At 71.8% G+C, this 23,925-nt stretch carries 22 protein-coding genes; 14 read left to right on the top strand and 8 right to left on the bottom strand.

Going from position 1 to position 23,925, the window contains the following annotated elements; translation table 11 throughout:
• Positions 1-211: 211 nt before the first annotated feature.
• Positions 212-1,018, bottom strand: coding sequence for a hypothetical protein (locus ACIGXO_RS29000; protein ID WP_399792740.1), 807 nt, complete (start codon positions 1,016-1,018; stop codon positions 212-214).
• Positions 1,019-1,592: 574 nt separating this feature from the next.
• Here ACIGXO_RS29000 and ACIGXO_RS28995 point away from each other — a divergent pair.
• The 6 genes from ACIGXO_RS28995 (at position 1,593) to ACIGXO_RS28970 (ending at position 6,532) form a co-directional block, all read left to right on the top strand.
• Complete coding sequence (locus tag ACIGXO_RS28995) at positions 1,593-2,204, top strand: transglycosylase family protein (protein WP_399792645.1); 612 nt, start codon at positions 1,593-1,595, stop codon at positions 2,202-2,204.
• A 146-nt stretch (positions 2,205-2,350) separates the two neighbouring features.
• Positions 2,351-2,914, top strand: a complete 564-nt coding sequence (locus tag ACIGXO_RS28990) for a transglycosylase family protein (protein ID WP_399792643.1) — start codon at positions 2,351-2,353, stop codon at positions 2,912-2,914.
• 164 nt (positions 2,915-3,078) lie between these two features.
• Positions 3,079-4,338, top strand: a complete 1,260-nt coding sequence (locus ACIGXO_RS28985; protein WP_399792641.1) for a glycosyltransferase family 4 protein — start codon at positions 3,079-3,081, stop codon at positions 4,336-4,338.
• Positions 4,335-5,228 (top strand): hypothetical protein, encoded by an 894-nt coding sequence (locus ACIGXO_RS28980; RefSeq protein ID WP_399792639.1) that lies wholly within the window; start codon positions 4,335-4,337, stop codon positions 5,226-5,228. The genes ACIGXO_RS28985 and ACIGXO_RS28980 overlap by 4 nt, the downstream gene beginning before the upstream one ends.
• A gap of 90 nt (positions 5,229-5,318) precedes the next feature.
• Positions 5,319-5,489, top strand: a complete 171-nt coding sequence (locus tag ACIGXO_RS28975; RefSeq protein WP_030624574.1) for a hypothetical protein — start codon at positions 5,319-5,321, stop codon at positions 5,487-5,489.
• A gap of 86 nt (positions 5,490-5,575) precedes the next feature.
• The gene (locus tag ACIGXO_RS28970) at positions 5,576-6,532 is read left to right on the top strand and encodes a helix-turn-helix transcriptional regulator (RefSeq protein ID WP_399792637.1); all 957 of its coding nucleotides are present in this window, start codon (positions 5,576-5,578) and stop codon (positions 6,530-6,532) included.
• On the opposite strand, the gene ctaD is transcribed toward ACIGXO_RS28970, so the two are convergent.
• Positions 6,501-8,198: a cytochrome c oxidase subunit I gene (gene ctaD, locus ACIGXO_RS28965; protein WP_399792635.1), complete on the bottom strand. Its 1,698-nt coding sequence runs from the start codon at positions 8,196-8,198 to the stop codon at positions 6,501-6,503. The genes ACIGXO_RS28970 and ctaD overlap by 32 nt on opposite strands.
• Positions 8,199-8,680: 482 nt before the next feature.
• Here ctaD and ACIGXO_RS28960 point away from each other — a divergent pair, with 482 nt between their 5' ends.
• Entirely contained in the window at positions 8,681-8,896 is a 216-nt protein-coding gene (locus ACIGXO_RS28960) for an I78 family peptidase inhibitor (RefSeq protein ID WP_399792633.1), read from the top strand.
• Between the two features lie 111 nt (positions 8,897-9,007).
• Here the strand turns inward: ACIGXO_RS28960 and ACIGXO_RS28955 are convergent, their stop codons facing one another.
• Positions 9,008-10,033, bottom strand: coding sequence for a phosphatase PAP2 family protein (locus tag ACIGXO_RS28955; protein ID WP_399792632.1), 1,026 nt, complete (start codon positions 10,031-10,033; stop codon positions 9,008-9,010).
• Between the two features lie 270 nt (positions 10,034-10,303).
• Entirely contained in the window at positions 10,304-11,488 is a 1,185-nt protein-coding gene (locus tag ACIGXO_RS28950; RefSeq protein WP_399792630.1) for a hypothetical protein, read from the bottom strand.
• 352 nt (positions 11,489-11,840) lie between these two features.
• Here ACIGXO_RS28950 and ACIGXO_RS28945 point away from each other — a divergent pair, with 352 nt between their 5' ends.
• Together ACIGXO_RS28945 and ACIGXO_RS28940 are read left to right on the top strand one after the other, a co-directional pair.
• Positions 11,841-13,466 (top strand): MFS transporter, encoded by a 1,626-nt coding sequence (locus ACIGXO_RS28945; protein WP_399792629.1) that lies wholly within the window; start codon positions 11,841-11,843, stop codon positions 13,464-13,466.
• Between the two features lie 129 nt (positions 13,467-13,595).
• Entirely contained in the window at positions 13,596-14,786 is a 1,191-nt protein-coding gene (locus ACIGXO_RS28940) for an acyl-CoA dehydrogenase family protein (protein WP_030266835.1), read from the top strand.
• 54 nt (positions 14,787-14,840) lie between these two features.
• Here ACIGXO_RS28940 and ACIGXO_RS28935 read toward each other — a convergent pair whose 3' ends face one another.
• The 4 genes from ACIGXO_RS28935 to ACIGXO_RS28920 all read right to left on the bottom strand — a co-directional run bounded on the left by ACIGXO_RS28935 (position 14,841) and on the right by ACIGXO_RS28920 (position 18,057).
• Complete coding sequence (locus ACIGXO_RS28935; RefSeq protein WP_399792627.1) at positions 14,841-15,296, bottom strand: cell division protein SepF; 456 nt, start codon at positions 15,294-15,296, stop codon at positions 14,841-14,843.
• Between the two features lie 294 nt (positions 15,297-15,590).
• Positions 15,591-16,517, bottom strand: coding sequence for an ABC transporter substrate-binding protein (locus ACIGXO_RS28930; protein ID WP_399792625.1), 927 nt, complete (start codon positions 16,515-16,517; stop codon positions 15,591-15,593).
• On the bottom strand, positions 16,514-17,014 hold the full coding sequence (locus ACIGXO_RS28925) for a GNAT family N-acetyltransferase (protein ID WP_399792623.1): 501 nt from the start codon (positions 17,012-17,014) through the stop codon (positions 16,514-16,516). Before ACIGXO_RS28925 ends, ACIGXO_RS28930 begins: the two co-directional genes overlap by 4 nt.
• Positions 17,011-18,057: an LLM class flavin-dependent oxidoreductase gene (locus tag ACIGXO_RS28920; protein WP_399792621.1), complete on the bottom strand. Its 1,047-nt coding sequence runs from the start codon at positions 18,055-18,057 to the stop codon at positions 17,011-17,013. Before ACIGXO_RS28920 ends, ACIGXO_RS28925 begins: the two co-directional genes overlap by 4 nt.
• 452 nt (positions 18,058-18,509) lie before the next feature.
• Here ACIGXO_RS28920 and ACIGXO_RS28915 point away from each other — a divergent pair, with 452 nt between their 5' ends.
• Genes ACIGXO_RS28915 through ACIGXO_RS28895 form a run of 5 tightly spaced genes read left to right on the top strand, consistent with a single transcriptional unit; the run spans position 18,510 to position 23,904 of the window.
• Complete coding sequence (locus ACIGXO_RS28915; RefSeq protein ID WP_399792620.1) at positions 18,510-19,388, top strand: amino acid ABC transporter permease; 879 nt, start codon at positions 18,510-18,512, stop codon at positions 19,386-19,388.
• A complete protein-coding gene (locus tag ACIGXO_RS28910; protein WP_399792618.1) occupies positions 19,385-21,235 on the top strand; it encodes an FAD/NAD(P)-binding protein in 1,851 nt (616 codons plus the stop codon). The genes ACIGXO_RS28915 and ACIGXO_RS28910 overlap by 4 nt, the downstream gene beginning before the upstream one ends.
• Positions 21,219-22,109 (top strand): amino acid ABC transporter permease, encoded by an 891-nt coding sequence (locus ACIGXO_RS28905; protein WP_399792616.1) that lies wholly within the window; start codon positions 21,219-21,221, stop codon positions 22,107-22,109. Before ACIGXO_RS28910 ends, ACIGXO_RS28905 begins: the two co-directional genes overlap by 17 nt.
• Positions 22,106-22,885 carry an amino acid ABC transporter ATP-binding protein gene (locus ACIGXO_RS28900; protein ID WP_399792613.1) on the top strand — a complete coding sequence of 260 codons (780 nt, stop codon included), beginning with the start codon at positions 22,106-22,108 and terminating at the stop codon, positions 22,883-22,885. The genes ACIGXO_RS28905 and ACIGXO_RS28900 overlap by 4 nt, the downstream gene beginning before the upstream one ends.
• Positions 22,886-22,923: 38 nt before the next feature.
• Positions 22,924-23,904, top strand: coding sequence for an ABC transporter substrate-binding protein (locus ACIGXO_RS28895; protein WP_399792611.1), 981 nt, complete (start codon positions 22,924-22,926; stop codon positions 23,902-23,904).
• The last annotated feature ends 21 nt before the right edge of the window (positions 23,905-23,925 follow it).

Genomic DNA, 23,925 nt, shown 5'->3' with positions numbered 1-23,925 from the left:
CCCGGAGCCCCGCGGGATGCGGCCTTTGGTGGCGAATCGGTTGATCGCGGGCATACGCGTACGTCCGCGGGGTCCGGAGCCCCGCCGCCGCAGGGCCCGCGCCGCGTGCGCGTGACGCCTCGGACATCCGTACGCGAACGGGCGGCTGTACGCGGACGGGCGGCCGCCCCCTCGTGGGGAACGGCCGCCCGTGGGCCCGCCGGACGACGGCTCAGGTGCCGGCCAGCGGCATGGACATCGCGACCAGCTGTCCGTGCGCCGCGGCCTTCTCCAGCGCGTCGCGCATCAGGTCCTCGCGCGGCTGCTGACCGATCGAGCCGTGCGGTGCCGCGTACACCACCACCGTGCGGGACTTGTTGACCGCGGCGCGCCAGCCGTCGGAGACGGGGAGCGGCTGGTGCGCCTTCCACCAGGCGTTCTGACCGCCGCTCTCGCCGCTGTCCTGGAGCACGGCGTGCAGCTGGCCCATGGCGAGCAGCACGGACCAGCCCGTCCCGCCGGCGGGCAGCACGGCCATGTCCGGGACCGGGTGGAAGCCCTGCTCCCGCAGCAGCGGCAGGAAGTCGTCGTCGAGACCGGCCGAGCCGGGGCGGGCGATCGGGCCGCTCGGCTCCACCACGAGCGCGGGCCGCAGCTCGCCCTCGACCAGGACCAGGCCGCAGGTCACCCCGAGGGTCGCCTGGCGCGGGGCGGGCCTCGGTCCGTCGGCGGAGCGCGGCGCGGGCGGGCCCGCCGGGGTCTCGGCGGGGGCCTCGCCGGTGATGGAGCGGACGGCGCCCTTGAGCTGCTCCTCGGCCACCGTGACGACCTGGGAGGGGATGCACGTGGCGTGGGCGAACGCCAGGACGGCGGTCTCCTCGCCGATGAACAGGACGGTGCTGGTGCGCTCCTGTTCGCTGTCGCCCGGGGTGCGGCAGGAGGTGCAGTCATACGCGCCGGGGGCGTTGTCGCCGGCCAGCAGGCGGTCGGCCTCCTCGTCGCCGATCTCGGCGCGGACGTCGGCACTGACGTCGAGCATGCGGGGCACGGCTGACTCCTCGATCTGTGTGCGGCTGCCGGGCGGATCCCGGCGTGTAAAAAGACAACGGGCGATCTGTGGCAGGAGTCACGCGCGGGCGCGAACGGAATCGAACCGATCGGCGCACACCGTGAACGTCGCCGCGGAAGCCGTCACTCCCCGCCACCGCGTGTGCGAGCCACGTTTCGGATTGGGGTGAGGTGGCTCACAGGACGGGAGATCATCGGGCCGACAAATCCCGATATCCCGGAATGTAGGGGGTGACCGGAACTCGTCGGTACCTTTAGTAACGCACGACTGGCCTGCCGCGACAGTGGATTGGTTGATGCCGGGCCCCTGGGGTTCCTACATTCAGCGGCCGTGTGCACCGAGCACCGCCCGGGGACGCCCGCCGTCCATGACCGGCAGCACGGCAGCACGGCAGTACGGACCAGCGCGGCGCCGCGCCCCACGAGACGCGCGGCGCGGCGCGGCGCAGGACCCGCGGCGGGCGGGGCGGCACGGCGGACGGGCGGGACAACGCCCGGCGGCGCGCCGCCCGGGGGAGGACCCGGGTTCTCCGAGAGGGAAATCCATGCCTTTTCCGAAGGGCTTCATGCGTCGTGAAACCGCTGCCCTGGCCGGGGCGGCGCTGGTCGCACCGCTCGCACTGCTGGCCGCCACCGCCTCCGAGGCGCGCGCCGCGGACGGCGGGGTCTGGGACCGCATCGCCGCCTGCGAAAGCGGGGGGAACTGGCACATCAGCACCGGCAACGGCTACTACGGCGGACTGCAGTTCTCCGCCTCCACCTGGCGGGCGTTCGGCGGCCACAAGTACGCGCCGAGCGCGCACCAGGCGGGCCGCGACGCGCAGATCGCGGTCGCGACCAAGGTGCAGCAGGCCCAGGGGTGGGGTGCCTGGCCGGTCTGCTCGGTCCGGGCGAACGCCTCCGGCGGCGCGCCGGCCGTCGGCGGCGAGGTCTCGGCGTCCCGGAAGTCCGAGAACCGCGCGGTGCGCAGCAGCAGCCACGCCGACCGCAGCTCCCGGGGCGGCCACGGCGGCAAGTACACCGTGCGCAGCGGTGACACGCTCGGCTCCATCGCCGCGGCCAAGGGCGTGTCCTGGAAGAAGGTGTACGCCGCCAACAAGTCCGTCATCGGCGGCGACCCGCACATGATCCGGCCCGGCCAGCACCTCACGGTCTGATCCCCGGCCGCCACGGTCCGCGCGTCCCCCGTTCCCGCGGCGCCGCAGTGGCGGCGTGCCCCGCCCGGTCACCCGACCGGGTGGGGCACGGGTCTTCGGGCGCGTGCCGCGCGGCCGGTCCGGCGGACCGCCGCTAGCCTGCGGCGGTGCTCGAACTGTCGGAGTTCTTCCCCCGTCTTGGTGCGGCGGCCCGTATGCGGCCGCCCCGTACGGAGCGCCGCGCGCGCACCGTTGTCCGTTCCGCCCGCAGGCCCGCGCTCACGCTCGCGGTACTGGCGGCCCTGCTGGCGGGGAGCGCGGGGGCGGGCGCGGCGGCCGACCGGGAGACCCGGTCCGCGGGCGCGCTGACGGGAGCGCTGAGCACGGTGACGCGGACCGTCCTCGGCACGGCGAACTGCTCCCGCGACGACTGGCCGTGGGGCTGCCTGGCCCAGTGCGAGAGCGGCGGCGACTGGCACGCCCGGACCGGCAACGGCATGTACGGCGGGCTGCAGTTCACCCAGTCGACGTGGGAGGCGGCGGGCGGACTGGCCTTCGCGCCGCGACCGGACCTGGCCACCCGCGAGGAGCAGATCAAGGTGGCCGAGCGGGTGCTGGACGAGCAGGGCTGGGGTGCCTGGCCGGCCTGCGCGCAGCGTTACGGGCTGCGGGCGGGGGTACCCGCGGCGGGCGGTCCGGGCTCCGCGCCGGGCCCCCTTCTCACCCCCTGATGCGAATCAGTCGCTCGGAGTTCCGGATTCCGGCTACCGATTTGCTCACGTTTCCGGAACAAAATAGCGAAAGGACCCAACCCGAAACCTCCCACGGCGGTCTAACCGTTTGGTAGGCGGACGGCAGGCCACGTTCGCGCGAAAACCATGGGATACGGGGACGGATGCATATCTCATTCCTGATTCACAACGCATACGGCATCGGCGGCACGATCCGGACGACGTACAACCTCGCCCGCACGCTGTCGGAGCAGCACGACGTCGAGATCGTGTCTGTCTTCCGCCACCGTGATGTGCCGGTCTTCGAGCCCGGAGCGCGGGTCAGGCTGCGGCATCTGGTGGACCTCCGCAAGGACAGCCCCGACTACGACGGGGAGGACCCCGCCTTCCTCCGTGAGGCCCGGGTCTTCCCGTCGTCCGAGGGCCGCTTCCGGCAGTACAGCGAGCTCACCGACCGGCGGATCGCGGCCCATCTGCGGTCACTGGAGGCCGACGTCGTGGTGGGGACCCGGCCCGGACTCAACGTCCACATCGCCCGCCAGGCCCGGCGCGGCGTGGTGCGCGTCGGGCAGGAACACCTCACCCTCGATACGCACGGCAGGGCGCTGGTCCGGCAGTTGCGCGGGGTCTACCCGCGGCTGGACGCGCTGACCACGGTGACCGAGGCGGACGCCCGGTCCTACCGCAAGCGGCTGCGGCTGCCCGGCGTACGCATCGAAGCGGTGCCCAACAGCGTGCCCGAGCCCGGTATCCGGCCCGCCGACGGCACCGGCAAATGGGTCGTCGCCGCCGGTCGGCTGGCCAAGGGGAAACGGTACGACCTGCTGATCCGGGCCTTCGCGACGGTCGTCGAACAGCGCCCCGACTGGCGGCTGCGGATCTATGGCGGCGGTGTCGAAAAAGCGGCCCTGCGCGAGCTGATCGACGAGCTGGGGCTGTACAACCACGTTTATCTGATGGGCCCGGCGCACCCGCTGGACCCGGAGTGGGCCAAGGGCTCCATCGCGGCCGTGACTTCCAGCCTGGAGTCGTTCGGGATGACGATTGTGGAGGCGATGCGGTGCGGGCTGCCGGTGGTCTCCACCGACTGCCCGCACGGTCCCGGCGAGATCATCGATGACGGCGTCGACGGCCGGCTGGTCCCGGTCGGCAAGAAGGACGCCGTCGCCGCGGCGCTGCTGGAGCTCATCAACGACGACGAGCGCCGGCAGCGGATGGGTCGGGCCGCCCTGGTGTCCTCCGCCCGCTTCGATCCCGGTCGGATCGCGGGACGGTACGAATCGCTCTTCGGCGACCTGATCTCCGGCGGCGGGCGCGGCGCGCTGCGCGCCACGGTCCACCGCACCAGAGGAGCTCTGTTGAGCGGCGCCTACGCCACCAAGGACGCGGCGCACGCCGCACTGAGAGGAGTGCGGACGGCATGAGCGCGTCGATGCAACTGCCCGCCACCGGCGCCGGTTCCGGCACCCGGCCGGCGGCACGCACCGCCCTGCACGCCGACTGCATCGCGGACTCCGCGGGCGGCCTGACCTTCGACATCGCCGTTCCCGACCGGACCGGCGAGGAGACCGGCACGGTCTGGAACGCGGCACTGGTGCTCCGGCTGCGTGGCGGCGAGGCCCCGGCCGACGAGATCCGGCTGCCGCTCGGACCGAACGGCGGGGGCCGGCTGCGGGCCGTGCTGCCCAGTACGGTCGCGCTGGCCGAGGGCCGGTGGAACGTCTACGCCGACCTCGGCGATGCCGGTGACCCGCAGCGCCTGCTGCCCGGCGTCAACGACCTGCGGTCGCTGGTCGACCGGCGCCCGCTGGCCGCCATCGGCCGGCTCGGCGTCCGGATCCCGTACGCCACCAAGTACGGCAATCTCGCGCTGCGCAGCTGGCTGCGCGGCCCGCACGCGGAGTCCGGCGAGATCACCGTGGCGCCCGACGGCATCACCGTCCAGGGGCGGCTCTACGGCGCCGCGCTGGAGCCCGGCGCCGCCGCCGAGGCACGTGCCCGGCAGGACGGGCACACGGTCACGATCCCGCTGCACGGCGACGGGCCGGACTTCGCCTTCGTCCTGCCGCACGGCCCGCTGGCCGAGCGGTGGCGGGCCGGCACCGAGCGGTGGGACCTGTGGGTGCGGACCGGCCAGGCCGCCGAGCCGGTGCGCCTCTCCCGCATCCTGGACGACGTACCGGACAAGAAGCAGATCTTCACCTACCCGGCGATGCCGATCGCGGCGCCCGGCGCACAGGTCCGCGTCGGCCCGTACTTCACCGTCGACAACGACCTGTCGGTGAAGGTCGTGGGGCCGCAGGACTTCTCCTGAGCCACCGGGGGACGCCCCGCGTCCCCCGGCCTCACGGACCCCGGATTGACCCGCGACAAAAGGGGCACCCGGATTCCGGAGGTGCACATCATGGTTCCTGTCCTGTTGGTCCTGCTGCTCGCGCTGATCCTCTTCGGTGCCGGCTTCGCGCTCAAGGCGTTGTGGTGGATCGCGGTGGCGGTGCTCGTCGTATGGCTGCTGGGCTTCCTGTTCCGTTCCACCGGCACAGGAGGCGGCCGGGCGCGCTGGTACCGCTGGTAGCGGCGCGCATGAACCGATGACGGCGGCGCGGGCGGAGCCGCCGTTGCGGACCATGGCTGTCCGCAAGAGCTGCCAGAATCCAGCACATGTTGGAGACCTCGGCACGCCTGCTCCGCCTGCTCTCACTGCTGCAGGCCCACCGTGAATGGTCCGGTGCCGACCTGGCCGACCGGCTGGGCGTGACGCCGCGCACCGTACGGCGTGACATCGAACGGCTGCGGGAGCTCGGCTATCCCGTGCACTCGGCCCCCGGCACCGCCGGGGGCTATCAACTGGGTGCCGGTGCCGAGCTCCCGCCGCTGCTGCTCGACGACGAGGAGGCCGTGGCGGTCGCGATCGGGCTGCGCACCGCGGCCGCCGGCGGCGTCGCGGGCATCGAGGAGACCTCCGTCCGCGCGCTGGCCAAGCTGGAGCAGGTGCTCCCGGCCCGGCTGCGGCGCCGCGTCTCCACCCTGAACACCTTCACCGTCCCCCTGGTGAGCGGCGCGGGGCCCCGCGTGGACGCCGCCGTGCTCACCGAGCTGGCCGCCGCCTGCCGGGACAGTCAGCAGCTGCGCTTCGAGTACGCCGCGCACGACGGCACGGTCAGCCGCCGCACCGTCGAGCCGCACCGCCTGGTCAGCGCCCAGCGCCGCTGGTACCTCGTCGCCTGGGACACCGGACGCGGGGACTGGCGCACCTTCCGCGCCGACCGGATCACCCCCACCCCGCCGCACGGGCCGCGCGTGGCGCCCCGCACGCCGCCCGCCGAGGACCTGGCGGCCTATGTCTCCGAGGGCGTCTCCCGAGCCGTGTACGCGGTGTCCGCGACGGTCCTGCTGCACGCGCCGCTGGAGGAGGCCGCGCAGCGCGTCTCGCCGATGGCCGGGACGCTGGAGGCGGTGGACGCCCATACCTGCCTGCTGCGGGCCGGCGCGGCGAACCCGGACGCGCTGGTCGTGTTCCTGATGATGACCGGCTTCGACTTCGAGGTCCGTGAGCCGCCCGAACTCCTGGAGCACATACGGGAGATCAGGGACCGTTTGTCCCGGGCGTCGGCCTGAGCCGCGCGTCCTCCTCGGTCAGTTCGCTGAGCGCTGTCGCCGGGTGGTGCAGGTCGAAGGCCGGGGACTCGGAGCGGATCTTCGGCATGGTGAGGAAGTTGTGGCGCGGCGGGGGCGAGGAGGTGGCCCACTCCAGGGAGCGGCCGTACCCCCACGGGTCGTCCAGGTCCGTCTTCGGCGCGTACTTGGCCGTCTTCCAGACGTTGTAGAGGAACGGCAGGGTGGAGGCGCCCAGCAGGAAGGCGCCGATCGAGGAGACGGTGTTGAGCGCCGTGAAGCCGTCGGCCGCGAGGTAGTCGGCGTACCGGCGCGGCATCCCCTCCACGGCCAGCCAGTGCTGGACGAGGAAGGTGGTGTGGAAGCCGACGAAGAGCGTCCAGAAGTGGATCTTCCCCAGCCGCTCGTCGAGCAGCTTGCCGGTGAACTTGGGCCACCAGAAGTAGAAGCCCGCGAAGGTCGCGAAGACCACCGTGCCGAAGACGACGTAGTGGAAGTGGGCCACCACGAAGTAGGTGTCGGTGACGTGGAAGTCCAGTGGCGGCGACGCCAGGATCACCCCGGTCAGCCCGCCGAACAGGAAGCTCACCAGGAAGCCGACCGACCACAGCATCGGCGTCTCGAAGGACAGCGAGCCGTGCCACATCGTGCCGATCCAGTTGAAGAACTTCACGCCCGTCGGCACCGCGATCAGGAACGACATGAACGAGAAGAACGGCAGCAGCACGGCCCCGGTGGCGAACATGTGGTGCGCCCAGACCGTCAGCGACAGCGCGGTGATCACCATCGTCGCCGCGACCAGCATCATGTACCCGAAGATCGGCTTGCGGGAGAAGACCGGGATGATCTCGGTGACGATGCCGAAGAACGGCAGCGCGATGATGTAGACCTCCGGGTGGCCGAAGAACCAGAAGAGGTGCTGCCACAGCAGCGGCCCGCCCCACTGCGCCTCGAAGACCACCGACCCGAACCGCCGGTCCGCCTCCAGCACCAGCAGCGACGCGGCCAGCACGGGGAAGGCGACCAGGACGAGGATCGAGGTGAAGAGCACGTTCCACGTGAAGACCGGCATCCGGAACATCGTCATGCCCGGCGCCCGCATCGCGATGATCGTGGTCAGGAAGTTCACCGCGCCCAGGATCGTGCCGAAGCCCGACAGCGCCAGGCCCATGATCCACATGTCGTGCCCGACGCCGGGCGAGCGGACCATGGAGTTCAGTGGCGCGTACGCGGTCCAGCCGAAGGACGCGCCGCCGGAAGAGGTGAGCAGCGAGCCCACCACGATCAGGCCGCCGAAGAGGAAGAACCAGTACGAGAGCATGTTCAGCCGGGGGAACGCCACGTCGGGCGCGCCGATCTGCAGCGGCATGATCTCGTTGGCGAAGCCCGCGAACGCCGGGGTGGCGAAGAGCAGCAGCATGATCGTGCCGTGCAGCGTGAACGCCTGGTTGAACTCCTCGTTCGTGACCAGCTGCAGCCCGGGCCGGGCCAGCTCGGCGCGCATCACCAGCGCCAGCACCCCGCCGAAGAGGAAGAAGCCGAACGACGTGATCAGGTAGAGATGACCGATCTTCTTGTGGTCCGTCGTCGTCAGCCAGTCCACCAGGACCTTGCCGGGGCGGCGGGCCGCGACGGGTCCGGCGCTCGCCTCCGGTGCCACTGTTCCCATCCGCGCACCTCGTTCGTCGACAGGACGTACCAGGGCGTGACCGAGGGCGCGCCCCGACGGCAGGACGTACTGGAGCTCGCCCCATGATGCGCGCCCCAACGGCCTTCGCGCGAGGGGGTGTCGGCCGCTCTCGGCCGCCGCGGGATGTGCGGGAAATGTGAGCGGAGTGTGTGTCGTCGGCAGATTACGGGACGCCCGATATTGCGTATCGGGTAAGGGGAATGCGAGGCCATCGGGCGATTGATTTCCGGGCTGCTACGCGAGTTGTACGGGTGCGTTCGCGGAAACCGATCAGCGGGAAATCGGGCCGGTTTTCTCCGTTGCCGAAGTGATACCGGGGCTGCTCGTTCGGGTGACGGAAGTGGCGTTAAACCGGCCTCGGCGGGCTGTGACAGAAGTGTGACCAATGCCGTACCCCGGGAACACTCTGATGTGTCAGGAAGGGCCTTCCGCGCACCGCGGGGGAGGCATACGGTGGCGCCATGGCGCCAGTACCGAACCTTCCGAAAGAGCCGGACGACAACCCCGAGACCTATGTCGGTCTGGGGCAGCAGCAGGCCGAGGAACAGGCCCGCGCGCGCGGCTGGAGCACCGTCAGGTCGCTGCCGCCCGGCGCGATCATCACCATGGAGTACCTGGCGGGCCGGCTGAACTTCGAGGTGCGGGACGGCACCGTGAGCAAGTCCTGGAAGGGCTGAGCGGCCCGCGTTTCCCCCCCGGTACTACGACGGCCCCGGCCGGCTCCTGAGCGGAGCCGCCGGGGCCGTGCCGCGCGGGCGATGTGCGTACCGTCCCCGCACGTCTGGGTGTCAGCTGCCCTGCGAGCGGCCGCGGACGGTCGTGGTGACCGGTGCGGTGCGCGGGGCACGGTCCGCGTGCGGCGGTCTTCGGCTGCCCGAGGGGGTGACCGGAGTGCGCTCCGAGCGGGTGGTGTGCGGGCGGGCGGGGTGGTGCGGCCAGGCGTCCGAGGGCCGGCCCTGGCGTCCGCCGCCGGCCACCGCCGGCTCGCGGACCAGGACCCCGTCCTCGGCGACGGCCCGCTGGCGGGAGACGCCGGCGGTGACGCCCGCCGGGCTCGCCGGTACCGGGAGCGGCCGTGCCGCGCCCAGCCGGTCCCGCAGCCCCCACAGGGCCGCCATCAGCCGGGCCTCGGCCCAGGCCATGCCCGGCTCGCACCAGGGGAGCGCGAGCAGTACCAGGAGCCCCGCCGCCCAGCCCAGCAGCACGTCGCTGACCCAGTGGGTACCGAGGTACACAGTGGTCATGCCGACGCCCAGCGCGCCGAGCGCGGCGACCACCGAAAGGATCCTGCGGCGCAGCGGGGTGGTGGCCAGATACGACAGCACGCCCCAGGTGACCACAGCGTTCGCGGTGTGTCCGGACGGGAATATATCGCCGCCGAGCCACATCTCATTGGTCCCGATGGCGGTCGCGTAGTGCGGCCCGAGCCGGCCCATGCCGATCTTCGCGGCACCCACGGTGACGTTGAGCATCAGCAGGGCGACGCCCAGCACCAGCAGCGGGTGGAGGTTCTTCTGCCGCCAGCAGCGCCAGATCAGCCACGCGGCCACCGCGACGGCGGTGGGGCCGCGCTGGCCCAGCACCACGAAGTAGTCGAGGAAAGCGTGGATGTCCGGCCATTGCTTGTACGGCCTGAACAGCATGACCTGCCAGTCGAGGGTGACCAGCCAGGAAGTCGTCAGCACGCCGAGCACGATCGCCGCATAGACCGCCACGGTGCCGCCGAACAGCCAGTGGCGTGTTCGCGTCATATACGGCCGGGCGCGCTCGCTCGGGTGCCCTTCCCTCTGGTCGGGCTTCTCATCGGTACGCACTCAATCGACGTTACCGCGTGTGATGTAGGCGCTTGGTCAAACCGTCCGCTTTGTAATGACGATGTGATGTGGAATGCGTCTCAAACAAGCCATTCGCCAGGGCCCTGCCAAGAGAATTCACTAAATCGCTCTTTCACCCGCCGGGCATCCGTGTGGCGGCCCGGCCAAGAAGCTGAATGCATTTCCCCGGCCGCGTTTATCGCGCATTTCCCGGAGCTTCATGGCGCGTTCGCCGGTCCGGTCCCGGGGCGTTCGCCGGTCCGGCCGCGGTCAGGGCGGGCCCGAGCCGTTCAGCCAGATCGCGCCGTACACCGCCGAGCCCGCCGCGAGGACGCCGAGGACGGCCGCGGCGTACCGGGGGCGCCACCGGGCCAGCGCGGCGGCCGGCGGCAGCAGCAGCGGGTACGCCGGCAGCATCAGCCGCGGCTTGGACCCGAAGTAGCCCTTGGCGGTCAGCGCGAGCCCCAGCACCAGGCCGCCGTAGACCAGCAGCGGCACCGGCCGCCCCTGCCGCACGCCGAGCACGTACAGCCAGAGCACCACGGCGACCCCGGCCACCAGCGCGAGCCCGGCGGGCAGCGCGGGGCCCGTCAGCAGCCGCCAGGTGAAGGCGGCGAAGGCGAGGCCGCCGTCGAAGCCGTTGTTCCAGCCCGCCTGGACGTCGAGGTAGCCGGTGAGGCCGCCCTCGCGGGCGCCCACCCAGAGGAAGAAGCCGCACCAGCCGAGCGGGGCGAGCGCCATCCCGGCGAGCAGCCGGCCGTGCCGGCGCCAGGACACCCGGCCGTCACGGGACCGCTCGCGCCACAGCTGGAGCGCCGCCGCGGCCCACACGGCCGCGACGACCGCGGCGCCCACCGGCCGGGTCAGCCCGGCCAGCGACGTCAGGACGCCCGCCCACACCCACCGGCCGGTCAGCACCGCGTACAGCGCCCAGGCCGCGAGCGCGGTGAAGAGCGCCTCCGAGTACGCCATCGACTGCACGATGCCTATCGGGACCGCCGCCCACAGCGCGGCCAGCGTCACCCCGGCCCGCGGACCGTTCAGCCGCTCGCCCGTGGCGTACAGCGCCCACGCGGCGGCCAGCGAGGCGGCCCAGCTCACCAGCAGCCCGGCGCTCGCCGCCGACAGGGGCAGCAGCGCCGAGACGGCCCGCTCCAGCCACGGCAGCAGCGGGAAGAAGGCGAGATTGGAGTGCACCTCGCCGCCGGGCAGCTGGACGGCGTAGCCGTAGCCCTGCTCGGCGACGCGGGTGTACCAGAGCGAGTCCCAGCGGGCGGAGAGCAGCGTCTGCCAGTCCTTGCCGGCCGCCGCCGACCAGAGGGCGAGCACCGTGAGGCCCAGGAGACGGATGGCCGCGTACGCCGCCAGGGCGGGCACGGCACGGCGCAGCGCGGCCCCGGCGCCTCTGCCTGCCGCGGCCGGACCCGCGGTGGCGGAGAAAGCGAGATCGGTCATCAATCCGATTATCCAGGTGGGCGGGGGTCCTGGCGGCACGATGGCCGGATCGGGGCGGGCGCCGGAGGTGCGCCGGGGCGTGACAGGGGGTGCGGAAGTCCTCACGAAGGGTCCGCGACAGAGGGGGCAAGGGTCCCCCGAAGGAGTCGGCGGCGAATGGTAGCCAGTGCCCTGTCCAGTGGGTATGAGAACTCCCGGCCCTTGCGATGAGCATCTCATCGTGAGGTGAGCCATGTGTCCCGCCCGGCGACTCGCGTAGGCTTTCGTCACAACTCGCCCGTGCCGCCGGTTCCCCCGGGGTGTTCGTCGTGCCGTCGTGCGCGGCTGCGAGTGCTCGACAGGAGGTGCGTACATGTCCGGGACGACCGCGTCCGGCAAGAAGCGGACGACTGGTGTCACCCGGCATCGCGGCGGCGGCGCGAACCGCTGGACCGTGCTGATCGTGCTCTGCGTCAGCCTGCTGTTCGTCGCCCTCGACACGACGATCCTCTACGTCGCGGTGCCTGCCGTCACCGAAGACCTTCGGCCGGGTCCGGTCGAACTGCTCTGGATAGTCGACGTCTATCCGCTCATCGCCGCGTCCCTGCTGATCCTGTTCGGGACGCTCGGCGACAGAGTCGGCAGACGCCGGATACTGCTCTTCGGTTACGGACTCTTCGCGATCGCCTCGGCGGGCGCCGCGCTGGCGCCCAATCCGCAGATCCTCATCGTGGCCAGGGCCCTGCTGGGCGTCGGCGGCGCGATGATCATGCCGGCGACGCTGTCGATCCTGCGCCAGGTCTTCCCCGACCGGCGCGAGCGGGCCGTGGCCATCGGCGTGTGGAGCGCGGTCGCCGCGGTCGGCGCCGCCGTCGGCCCGGTGCTCGGCGGCTTCCTCGTCGAGAACTTCTGGTGGGGCTCGGTCTTCCTCATCAACATCCCGATGATGGCCGTGATGCTGCTGGTCGGCCGCTGGCTGCTGCCGGAGTCCCGGGGCGAGCGGAACGGCCCCTGGGACGTCCTCGGCGCGGTCATCGCGGCACTGGGCGTGCTCGGTCTGGTGTTCGGCGTGAAGCGGATCGGCAGCGGCGCGCACGTCGTGGGCTGGACGACGCTCTGTCCGATCCTGGTCGGGGCCCTGCTGCTGGCCCTCTTCGTGCACCGGCAGCGACGCCGTGAGCACCCGCTGATCGACATGCGGCTCTTCGCCCGCCCGGCCTTCGGCACGTCCGTGGGCTGCATCGTGCTGGCGATGCTGGCCCTGGTCGGACTGCAGCTCATAGCCGTGCAGTACCTCCAGCTCGTGCTCGGCATGAGCCCCCTGGAGACCGGGCTGCGGATGCTGCCGCTGGTCTTCGCCGCGATGGCGGCCGGGCTCACCGGCTCGCGGATGCTGCAGGCGCTCGGCCCGCGCGTGATGGTCTCGGCGGGCTTCGTGCTCACGGCCGTCGCGGTGCTGTGCCTGACCACGATGGGCACCCACGACCACCCCTGGCAGCTGTCCGCCGGCTTCGTCCTGCTCGGCTTCGGCTTCCAGTCCACGCTCTTCGGCGCGTACGAGTCGATGCTCAGCGAGGCGCCCGCCGAGGCGTCCGGGGGCGCGGCGGCCATCGGCGAGACCTCCTACCAGCTCGGCGCGGGCATCGGCGTGGCCGTGCTCGGCAGCGTCATGAACGCCGTCTACGCGCCCGGCCTGCACCGCGTCGCCGGCGTGCCGCACCGCGCGAGCCGCGCGGCCGGGCACTCGCTCGGCGAGGCGTACCAGGTCGCCGGCGGCCTCGGCGCGCACGCGCGGCAGGCGCTGCGCGAGGCGGCGCGCGCCTCCTTCGTGCACGGCCTGCACGTCACGCTCGTGGCCAGCGCGGTACTGCTGCTGGTCGGCGCGGCGATCGCGCTGCGGCTGCCGCGGCAGGTGGCCGACGCGGCGGAGCGCACCGACGGCGAAGCGCCGGGCCCGGGCCACGACGCGGAGCCGGCGCCCGCGGCCTCCGGGCGCTGAGCGCCGCCTCCCTTCTTGTGCGGGCCCCCTCGCGGGCCCTCTTGTGGCGCGCCCGCGCGCGTCGTAACGTCTGCCGTGAGCAATAACTACCACTGCTAGTTTTTCGCGCAGCCGCAGGAGGCACCTCGCATGTCCGCATCCACCCTGCCGCCCTTCGACCCGGCCGACCCGCTGGGCATCGACGACCTGCTCACCGACGAGGACCTCGCCGTACGCGACACGGTCCGCCAGTGGGCCGCCGACCGCGTGCTGCCGCACATCGCCCAGTGGTACGAGGACGGCGAGCTGCCCGGCATCCGCGAGCTGGCCCGCGAGCTCGGCTCGATCGGCGCGCTCGGCATGTCCCTCACCGGCTACGGCTGCGCGGGCGCCTCCGCCGTCCAGTACGGCCTGGCCTGCCTGGAGCTGGAGGCCGCCGACTCCGGCATCCGCTCGCTGGTCTCCGTACAGGGCTCGCTCGCCATGTACGCGATCTGGCGCTTCGGCTCCGAGGAGCAGAAGCAGCAGTGGCTGCCGAAGATGGCCGCCGGCGAGATCATCGGCTGCTTCGGCCTGACCGAGCCCGACCACGGCTCCGACCCGGCGAACATGCGTACCCACGCCAAGCGCGACGGCTCCGACTGGGTCCTCAACGGCCGCAAGATGTGGATCACCAATGGCTCGGTGGCCGGCGTCGCGGTCGTCTGGGCGCAGACGGAGGACGGCGTGCGCGGCTTCGTCGTGCCCACCGACGCCCCCGGCTTCTCGGCCCCCGAGATCAAGCACAAGTGGTCGCTGCGCGCCTCGGTCACCAGCGAGCTGGTCCTGGACGACGTACGGCTGCCCGCCGACGCGGTGCTCCCCGAGGTCACCGGGCTGCGCGGCCCGCTCAGCTGCCTCAGCCACGCCCGGTACGGCATCGTCTGGGGCGCGATGGGCGCGGCCCGCGCCAGCTTCGACGCGGCGCTGGAGTATGCGAAGACCCGCGAGCAGTTCGGCAAGCCCATCGGCGGCTTCCAGCTCACCCAGGGCAAGCTCGCGGACATGGCGGTCGAGCTGCACAAGGGCGTCCTGCTCGCGCACCACCTGGGGCGCCGGCTGGACGCGGGGAAGCTCCGCCCGGAGCAGGTCAGCTTCGGCAAGCTCAACAACGTGCGGGAGGCGATCGAGATCTGCCGTACGTCGCGCACGATCCTGGGCGCGAACGGGATCTCGCTGGAGTACCCCGTCATGCGGCACGCGACGAACCTGGAATCGGTGCTCACCTACGAGGGCACCGTGGAGATGCACCAGCTGGTGCTGGGCAAGGCGCTGACGGGGCTCGACGCCTTCCGGGGCTGAGCGGGCGACGTCCTCTTGCGGACCGGCATTCGCCCGGTCCGCAAGAAGAGCGCCTTAACTCTGGTTGAAGAACCCGCCCTGGCGGGCGCGGCCCGTGGCCTCGCCGCCGCTCACGATCCGGTAGTCGGGCGGGGTGAGAAGGAAGACCCGGGTGGCCACGCGCTCGATGGAGCCGCGCAGCCCGAAGGTCAGCCCCGCGGCGAAGTCGACGACGCGCTTGGCGTCGGTGGACTCCATGGCCGTGAGGTTCACGATGACCGGCACACCGGACCGGAAGAGCTCGCCGATCCCGCGGGCGTCCCGGAAGCCGTCCGGCGTGATCGTGGCGATCCGGGTGCCCTGCTGCTGCGCGGCCTGGTCGGCCACCCGCACGCGAGGGTCGGTCACCCAGGAGTTGCCGCCCGTCTGTTCGGACTCGGCTCCCTCGGCGTAGTCGTCGTCGTAGTAACGCTCGTCATCGTTGTCGTCGACGAGGCCAAGCCACGCACTCGCCTTGCGCACCGATCCCATGGACGCCTCCTCTCTCCCGCGGTGTGCTGTCCGCCCCTCTATGGTCGGCCATGACGCGGATGATGTGCCAAGTGGATAGCCGCCGCATGGGGGGTTCGTGACACATCTGGTGCAATGAGGATGGCACAGCGTCAGCTTCAAGGCGACGACCGCGAACTGACTGTGCGAAGGGTGTCACACGGGGTGCGCGCTCCCTTGGCCCCCTCTGGCAGGACAGAGTGGAACATACCGGAAAGAATGGGTCCGTAAGGAGGGGTCCAGGCATATGCGAGTGGACCGGTCAGCCGCTGGCCGTCATCCCTTCGCCGGCGGGTTGATCCGGGAGGCGCCGATCGCCGAACTGCTCGTGCCCCACTTCTTCAGGATGCGGTCGTACGTGCCGTCCTTCTGAAGCCGGTTCACCGCGGCCCGGAACGCGGGCGTGAGGTCGCTGCCCTTCTTGAAGGCGAAGCCCACGTCGAGACGCTGGTACTCGTTGAGGAAGCGCAGTCCCTCCTGCTGCCGTACCGCGTAGCGCAGCCCGTTGATGGTGCTCATGACGACATCGCTGCGGCCCTGCTGAAGGGAGATCCACAGCGCGCCCTGGTCGGCATAGGTCTTGACCTCGTACGGCTTCTTGTCCGCCGCCGCGCACTTCGGGCGGTTCGCCTCCAGTGTCGCTTCGAAGGTCGTGCCGGCGCCGGTCGCCACCGTCCGGCCGCACAGCTGGGTCAGGTCGGTGACCTTCTTCAGCGGGCTGTCGTCGCGGACCGCGAAGCCCTGTCCGTCGTTGATGTACGTGACGAAGTCGACCGTCTTGAGGCGCTCCTTGGTGACGCCGAAGTTGCCGGTCCCCAGGTCGTACTTGCCGCTCCCGAGCGCGGGCAGGATCGCTTCAAAGCTCGCCTCCTCGCGCTTGAGGCGCAGCCCGAGGACCTTCGCCGCGGCGTCGGCGAAGTCGATGTCCTGGCCGGCCACGGTCTTCCCGTCCGGCAGATAGGCCGCGCCGGGCGGCGCGCCGACGCTGGAGGCGATGGAGAGGGTGCCGCGCTCGCGTACGGCCTCCGGCAGCAGCTTCGCGGCGGCCGGGTCCTTCCCGACGTCCTTGACCACATCGGTGGTGGGGATCTTCTCCTCGGCCGCGCCGGCCGTCTTCGCCGTCTCCTTCGGCGCGGCGCAGGAGGTCAGGGCGAGGGCTGCGGCGGCGAGCAGGACGACGGCTCTGGTGGCGTTGGGGCTCATGGGTTCGTGATCTCCAGGTACTTCTCGAAGGGCAGCGGGCCGATCGACTCCGGGTCGGCGGTCACATCGAAGAGCGGGCGGTAACCGGCCGCGAGGTAAAGGCCCTTGGCCTCGGGCTGGCGCGGGCCGGTGGTGAGGTAGAGGCGGGTGTAGCCGCGCGCGGCGGCGTCCCGTTCCAGGGCGTGCAGGACGCGCCGGGCCAGTCCCCGGCGCCGGTGCGCCGAGTGGGTCCAGATGCGTTTCAGCTCGGCGGTGCGCGCGTCGTACTGCCGGTACGCGCCTCCGGCCACCGGCAGGCCGTCCTCCAGGAGCAGCAGGAACGCGCCGCCGGGCGGGGCGAATTCCTCCGGCGGGTACTCCCGGTCCAGGTCCACGGGTTTCTGGTAGCGAGTGCTGTATTCGTACGTCAGCTCGGCGAGCAGCGGGCGGGCCAGCGGGTCGGTCACGTCGGTGTGATGCACCGTCAGCGCCGCGGGACGCGGTGCCGGGGCGGTCACGGGCGGTCCCACGGGAGCGGATCCGGCGCTTCCTTGCGGAGGACCGGCAGGACCTGCTCGGCGGCCAGCCGCAGCACCTCGGCCTTGCGGGCGAACGGCAGCCCGGCGCTCTCCACGCCGAAGAACTGCACCGCGTGCCCGTACGCCGCGTGCTGCTGGAGGACCTTGTCGATGACCCGGTCCGGCGAGCCGACGAGGGCCGGCCCGTGGTCGGCGGCGTCCGCGAGGCTGCGGAAGGGGGTGTTGTTGCCGGGCACGTCCCGGGCCGCGACCGCCGCTTCGTAGTACGGCGCGAACTCGCGGCGCGCGAGGCGGTCGTCGGGCGCGACGTAGAGCGTGCCGCCCGCGCCGACCAGCGCGGCCGAGGGGTCGTGTCCGTACTCCGCCCAGCGTTCCCGGTAGTGGTCGATCAGCCGGGCGTAGTTCGCGACGGGCTGGATGACGTTGGCGGTGAACAGCGGGTCGCCCCACAGGGCGGCGAGGTCCGCCGAGCGTTCGCTGGTGGCGCTGCCGTGCCAGATGGTGGGCGGCTGCTGGTAGGGGCGGGGGAGCGTCGTGGCGTTCTCGAGGGGTGGACGGAACCGCCCCGACCAGGTCACCTTCTCCTCGCTCCAGAGCCGGCGCAGCAGTTCGTAGTTCTCTTCCTGGAGTGCGTACTGGTCGGCCGGGTCGCGGCCGAACAGGTGCCACGGCTCGGGCGCGTTGCCCTTGCCGGTCATCAGCTCCAGGCGGCCGCCGGAGAGCTGGTCGACGGTGGCGTACTCCTCGGCGACCCGGACCGGGTCGAGGGTGGACAGGACGGTGACGGTGGTGAAGAGGCGGATGCGGTGGGTGCGGGCGGCGATCGCGCCGAGCACCGCGGCCGGGGAGCTGGACAGGAACGGCGGTCCGTGCCGTTCCCCGACGCCGATCGCGTCGTAGCCCAACTCCTCGGCCAGCACGGCCAGTTCGACGACCTCACGGAGGCGTTGATGAGGCGGGAGAAGCCGCCCGGACAGCGCGTCCGGGACGTTGTCGATCAATGTCATGACGCCGAAGCGCATTGTGGTGCGCCCTTCTTCGAGCAGGCCGAAGGAATGGGGAGAACAGCGGGGAAGGAAGGGGGAAGGGTGCGCCGAGGGGAGGCGCGGAAAAGTGTGTGAAGGCGCGGCGGGATCAGGGAAGACGGATCAGAACCGCGAAACGGCCCGGCCGGAGAAGGCGGCGGGCGGGCAGGGGGTCAGCTCAACAGGACGACGACCACACTCGACCGAAGTCGATGTGGTCGCGGGTGACCAGCCGCTGCCATGAGTACATGCGGCCAAGTGGAGCAGGCATCCGTTTCCGCGTCAACTGCCCCTGAGATGTGATTCTCACAGTATGGACAGGGTTGACAGGGCGCGGTACCCACGCCATAGCCTCGAGGACCGGCCGTGCTGAGGGGCGCGACCGGTTCTCGAGCCTGTGTGAAGGCGTCAACTCCCGTGTTCGATCTCTGCATCCACGGAGCCTTCGCATGCCTTCCGTACAGCCGGCCTCCGGCACCCTCGACACCCCTGCCCCGGCACCGCCGCCCGTGAGATCCGGCGCCGACGGGGCGCCCCGCATCGTCCCGCGCCGCCGTACCGGCCAATGGGCCGCGGCCGCCCTCGTCCTGGCCCTGCTCGCGCTCGCCGCCACCTCCGTCGTCCGCAACGACGCGTTCCAGTGGGACGTGGTCGCCGGCTACTTCCTCACCACCGCCGTGCTGCGCGGCCTCGGCCTCACGCTCTGGCTCACCGCGCTGGTGATGGTGCTCGGCTTCGCGCTCGGCACGCTGCTCGCCGCGATGCGGCTGTCCGCCAACCCGGTGCTCCGAGGCGTCGCCTGGGGCTACGTCTGGCTGTTCCGGTCCATGCCGATCCTGGTGCAGCTGCTGTTCTGGTTCAACATCGGCGCGCTGTACCCGCACATCCTCGGCATCAGGACCGTGAACCTCTTCGGGCCGCTCACCGTCGCCCTCATCGGCCTCACCCTGCACGAGGCCGCCTACGCCGCCGAGGTCGTCCGCGGCGGCATCCTCTCCGTCGACCGCGGCCAGCTGGAGGCCGCGCAGTCCCTCGGCCTGAGCCGGTGGCGCCGCGGCCTGCGGATCGTGCTGCCCCAGGCGATGCGCTCGATCGTGCCGCCCGCCGGGAACATGCTGATCGGCACCCTCAAGGGCACCTCGATCGTCAGCGTCATCGCCGTCCAGGACCTGCTGTACTCCGTCCAGTTGGTCTACCACCGCACCTACCAGGTCATCCCGCTGCTGCTGGTCGCCACCCTCTGGTACGTACTGATCACCTCGCTGCTCAGCATCGGCCAGTACTACGTCGAGCGGCACTACGCGCGCGGTGCGGAGCGCACCCGATGAGGCCGTCCCTGGTGATCGTGGGAGCCGGGCCGCGGGGGACCGGACTGCTGGAGCGGATCGCCGCCAACGCCGCGGAGCTGTACGGCGGCCGCGAGCTGGACATCCACCTCGTCGACCCGCACCCGCCCGGCGGCGGCCGCATCTGGCGGCACGACCAGTCGCCGCTGCTCTGGATGAACTCCACCGCCGAGGACGTCACGATCTTCACCGACGACTCGGTGGAGATGGCCGGGCCGGTCCGCCCGGGGCCCACGCTCGCCGACTGGGCGCAGCAGGTCAGGGACGGTGCCGTCGACGTGGCACCGGGACTGGCGGAGGCGGCCGGCGCGCTCGGCCCGCGCGACTTCGCCGGCCGCCGGCTGCAGAGCGGATACCTGGAGTGGGCGTACGCGCGCACGGTCGCGGAGCTGCCGCCCGGCGTCACCGTGCACGAGCACCGGCACCGCGCCGTCCGGGTCGCGGGCCCGCGCGACGGCCGCCAGCAGGTCTGGCTGGCGGGCCGCCCCACTCCGCTCGTCGCCGACCTCGTCGTGCTCACCCTCGGCCACCTCGGCGCCGAACCGCCGCCCGAGCAGCGGGCGCTGGCCGCCTTCGCCGCCGAGCACGGCCTCACGTACCTGCCGCCGGACTTCACCGCGGACAGCGACCTGTCCGGGCTGCGCGCCGGCGAACCGGTACTGGTGCGGGGCATGGGTCTGGCCTTCGTCGACCTGATGATCCTGCTCACCGAGGGCCGCGGCGGCCGCTACCTGACCCGGCCCGACGGGGAGCTCGCGTATCTGCCCTCGGGCGAGGAGCCGGTGCTGCACGTCGGGTCGCGGCGCGGCGTGCCGTACCACTCCAAGATCGGATACGGCTGGACGGGCGAACGGCCGCCGCTGCCCCGGTTCTTCGGGGCCGCGGAGGTCGACGCGCTGCTGGCCCGGCCCGGTGGTGCCGACTTCACCCGGGACGTATGGCCGCTGATCGCCAAGGAGCTGGGCTTCGCCCACTACCACCGGCTGTTCACCGCCCACCCCGAGCGCACGGCGGTCCACTGGACCGACTTCGAGGAGAAGTACGCGGCCGTCGAAACCGGTAGCCCAGAACTCCAGGCCCTGGTCGCCGCCTCCGTGCCCGATCCCGCCGACCGCCTCGACCTCGAAGCGCTCGACCACCCGCTGGACGGTGTGCGCTTCCCGGACGAGGCGGCGCTCCAGGACGGCCTGCGCGGGTACATCCAGGCCGACCTGGACCGCCGCCACGACCCCGCGTACAGCCCCGACCAGGCCGTCTTCCTCGCGCTGCTGTCCGTCTACGGCCAGCTGACCCGGATCGGCGACCGCGGCCCGTGGTGGCACGGCTTCTTCAGCTACCTCGCCTCCGGGCCGCCCGGGCCCCGGCTGCGGCAGCTGCTCGCGCTCTCCCGGGCCGGGGTCGTGAAGTTCCTCGGCGCCCACGTCTCGGTCACCGCCGACGCCGAGCACGGCCGCTTCCGGGCGAGCAGCGCGAGCCTGCCCGGCGCCGAGATCACCGCCCGCGCGCTCGTCGAGGCCCGGCTCCCCGAACCCTCCGTCGCGCACAGCCGGGACGCGCTGCTGCGCGGCCTGTACACCGATGGTGCCGCCACCACGCCCGACGGACTGCTGCGCGTCGACGCCGCGGACGGCCGGGTCCTGGACCGCGGCGGCCGGGCCCATCCGCGCCGCTTCGCGCTCGGTCCGTACACCGACGCCCGCGCCTCCGGGGCCTTCACCCGCCCCGGTACCAACGCCCCCGCCTTCCGCCAGAACGACGCCACGGCGCGCACCCCGCTCGCCTTCCTCGCCACCCGCACCACCAAGGACTCCCATGCCGCTGACCAGTGACCCGCCGCTGAGCAAGACCCCCGCACGCGCGCCCGCGGACGCGCCGGAGGCCGCCCTGAAGATCGTCCCCGTCCGCCACCCCGGACGCTGGATCGCCAGTGCGCTCACCGCCGTCCTCCTCGCCCAGTTCGCCCACGGGCTGGTCACCAACCCCGGCTGGGAGTGGCCGGTCTTCGCGCAGTACTTCACCGCGGGCACCATCCTGCGCGCCGTGGGCACCACCCTCCAGCTCACCGTCTACGGCACGGCCCTCGGCTTCCTACTCGGCCTGGTCCTCGCCTTCATGCGGCTCTCCGACAGCCCCTTCCTGCGCGCGGTGTCCGTCGGCTACATCTGGATCTTCCGCGCCGTCCCGCTCATCGTCCAGCTGCTGTTCTGGTTCAACCTCGCCTACCTCTACAAGCGGCTCGACATCGGCATCCCGTTCGGCCCCGGCTTCGTCTCCTTCGACACGGCGGGGCTGGTCGGCGCGATGAGCGCGGCCGTCCTCGGCCTCGCGCTGCACCAGGCCGCGTACGCCGCGGAGATCGTGCGCGGCGGCGTCCTGGCCGTGGACAGCGGCCAGACGCAGGCCGCGGCGGCCCTCGGCATCCCGCGGCTGCGGCAGCTCCGCCGGATCGTCCTGCCGCAGGCCATGCGCGCCATCCTGCCCAACGCCGCCAACGAGGTCATCTCCCTCTTCAAGGGCACCTCGATCGTCTCCGTCATGGCGATCGGCGAACTCTTCTACCAGGCCCAGGTCATCTACGGGCGCAACGGCCGGGTCGTCCCGCTGCTGATGGTCGCCACCGTCTGGTACGTGCTCCTCACCGGCGCGCTCTCCGTACTCCAGCACTACATCGAACGACACTTCGCGAAGGGGGCCACGCGATGAGCGCGGGGACCGCAACCACTCCCATGGTCGAGATCAAGGCCGTGACCAAGAACTTCGGGCCGGTGGAGGTGCTCCGCGGCATCGACCTGACGGTCCGCACCGGCGAGGTCACCGTCGTCCTCGGCCCCTCCGGCTCCGGCAAGTCCACGCTGCTGCGCACCATCAACCACCTGGAGAAGGTGGACGGCGGCCAGGTCAGCGTGGACGGTTCGCTGGTCGGTTACCGGAGGTCCGGGGACAAGCTGTACGAGCTGCGCGAACGGGAGATCCTCAAGCAGCGCACCGGCATCGGCTTCGTCTTCCAGAACTTCCATCTCTTCCCGCACCTCACCGTGCTGGAGAACATCACCGAGGCACCGGTCTCCGCGCTGAAGCGGTCCAAGGCGGAGGCGGCCGGGACCGCCCGCCGCCTGCTGGCGCGGGTGGGCCTCGCGGAGAAGGCCGACGCCTACCCGCGGCAGCTCTCCGGCGGTCAGCAGCAGCGGGTGGCCATCGCCCGCGCCCTCGCCCTGGAGCCCAAGCTGCTGCTCTTCGACGAGCCGACCTCCGCGCTCGACCCGGAGCTGGTCGGCGAGGTCCTCGACGTCATCAAGGACCTCGCCCACCAGGGCACCACGATGATCGTCGTCACCCATGAGATCGGCTTCGCCCGCGAGGTCGCCGACACCGTCGTCTTCATGGACGAGGGCCGCATCGTCGAGCAGGGCCCGCCCTCCCAGGTCCTCGACGCGCCCCGCCACGAGCGCACCAAGTCCTTCCTCTCCAAGGTCATCTGATGCTGCGTCACCACAAGAACTCTTACGGTACGAAAGGTATGAACGTGAACCGCCACGCCCTGACCGCCGCCCTCGCCCTGGCCGCCGGCTCTCTCCTGCTCACCGCCTGCGGAAGCGGCAGGGCCGAGATCCCGGACGCCGGGGGTGCCGCGGACAGCAAGGCCCTCAAGGTCAACACCGGCCCCGATCAGCACCGCATCCACGCGAAGAAGGACCCGAAGATCGCCGCGCTGGTGCCCGCCCGCATACGGGAGCGCGGCACCCTCAACCTCGGCCAGAGCACGGGCAGCGCGCCGCCGCTGACCTTCTACGCCACCGACGACCGCACCCTCATCGGCGTCGAGCGGGACATCGCCACGCTGGTCGCCGACACCCTCGGCCTCACGCCGCACATCCAGCCGCTGTCCTGGGAGAACCTCTTCGTCGGCCTGGACAGCGGCAAGCTCGACGGCGTCTTCTCCAACGTCACCGTCACCGAGGAGCGCAAGGACAAGTACGACTTCGCCACGTACCGGAAGGACGAGCTGGCCCTCGAAGCCGCCAAGGGCAGCGGCTGGAAGGTCCGTGGCGCGAAGGACGTGGCGGGCAAGCGCATCGCCGTCGACTCCGGCACCAACCAGGAGAAGATCCTGGTCGACTGGAGCGAGGAGAACAAGAAGGCGGGCCGCGCACCCGTCGACATCAAGTACTACAAGAACCCCTCCGACTACTACCTCGCCCTCCAGTCGGGCCGGATCGACGCCTACTTCGGGCCCAACCCGACCTCCGCCTACCACGCGGCGACCACCGGGAAGACCGAGGTCATCGGCACCTTCTCCGGCGCGGGCCAGGGCGTCCAGGGCAAGATCGCGGCCACCACGAAGAAGGGCAGCGGCCTGGTCAAGGCGTACGCCGCGGCCCTCCAGCACGTCATCGACAACGGCTCGTACCGGAAGGTCCTCAAGCGCTGGGGCCTGGAGAACGAGGCCGTGCCGAAGTCGGAGATCAACCCGCGCGGGCTCCCCAGGACCGCGGAGTGACCGGCACCGAGAGTACGCAGA

The sequence above is a fragment of the Streptomyces sp. NPDC053542 genome (genome assembly GCF_044544685.1).
In the GTDB taxonomy this organism is placed as follows: Bacteria; Actinomycetota; Actinomycetes; order Streptomycetales; family Streptomycetaceae; genus Streptomyces.
The sequence above is the reverse complement of the archived record's forward strand: the minus strand, read 5'-3'. Positions and strand labels throughout refer to the sequence as shown.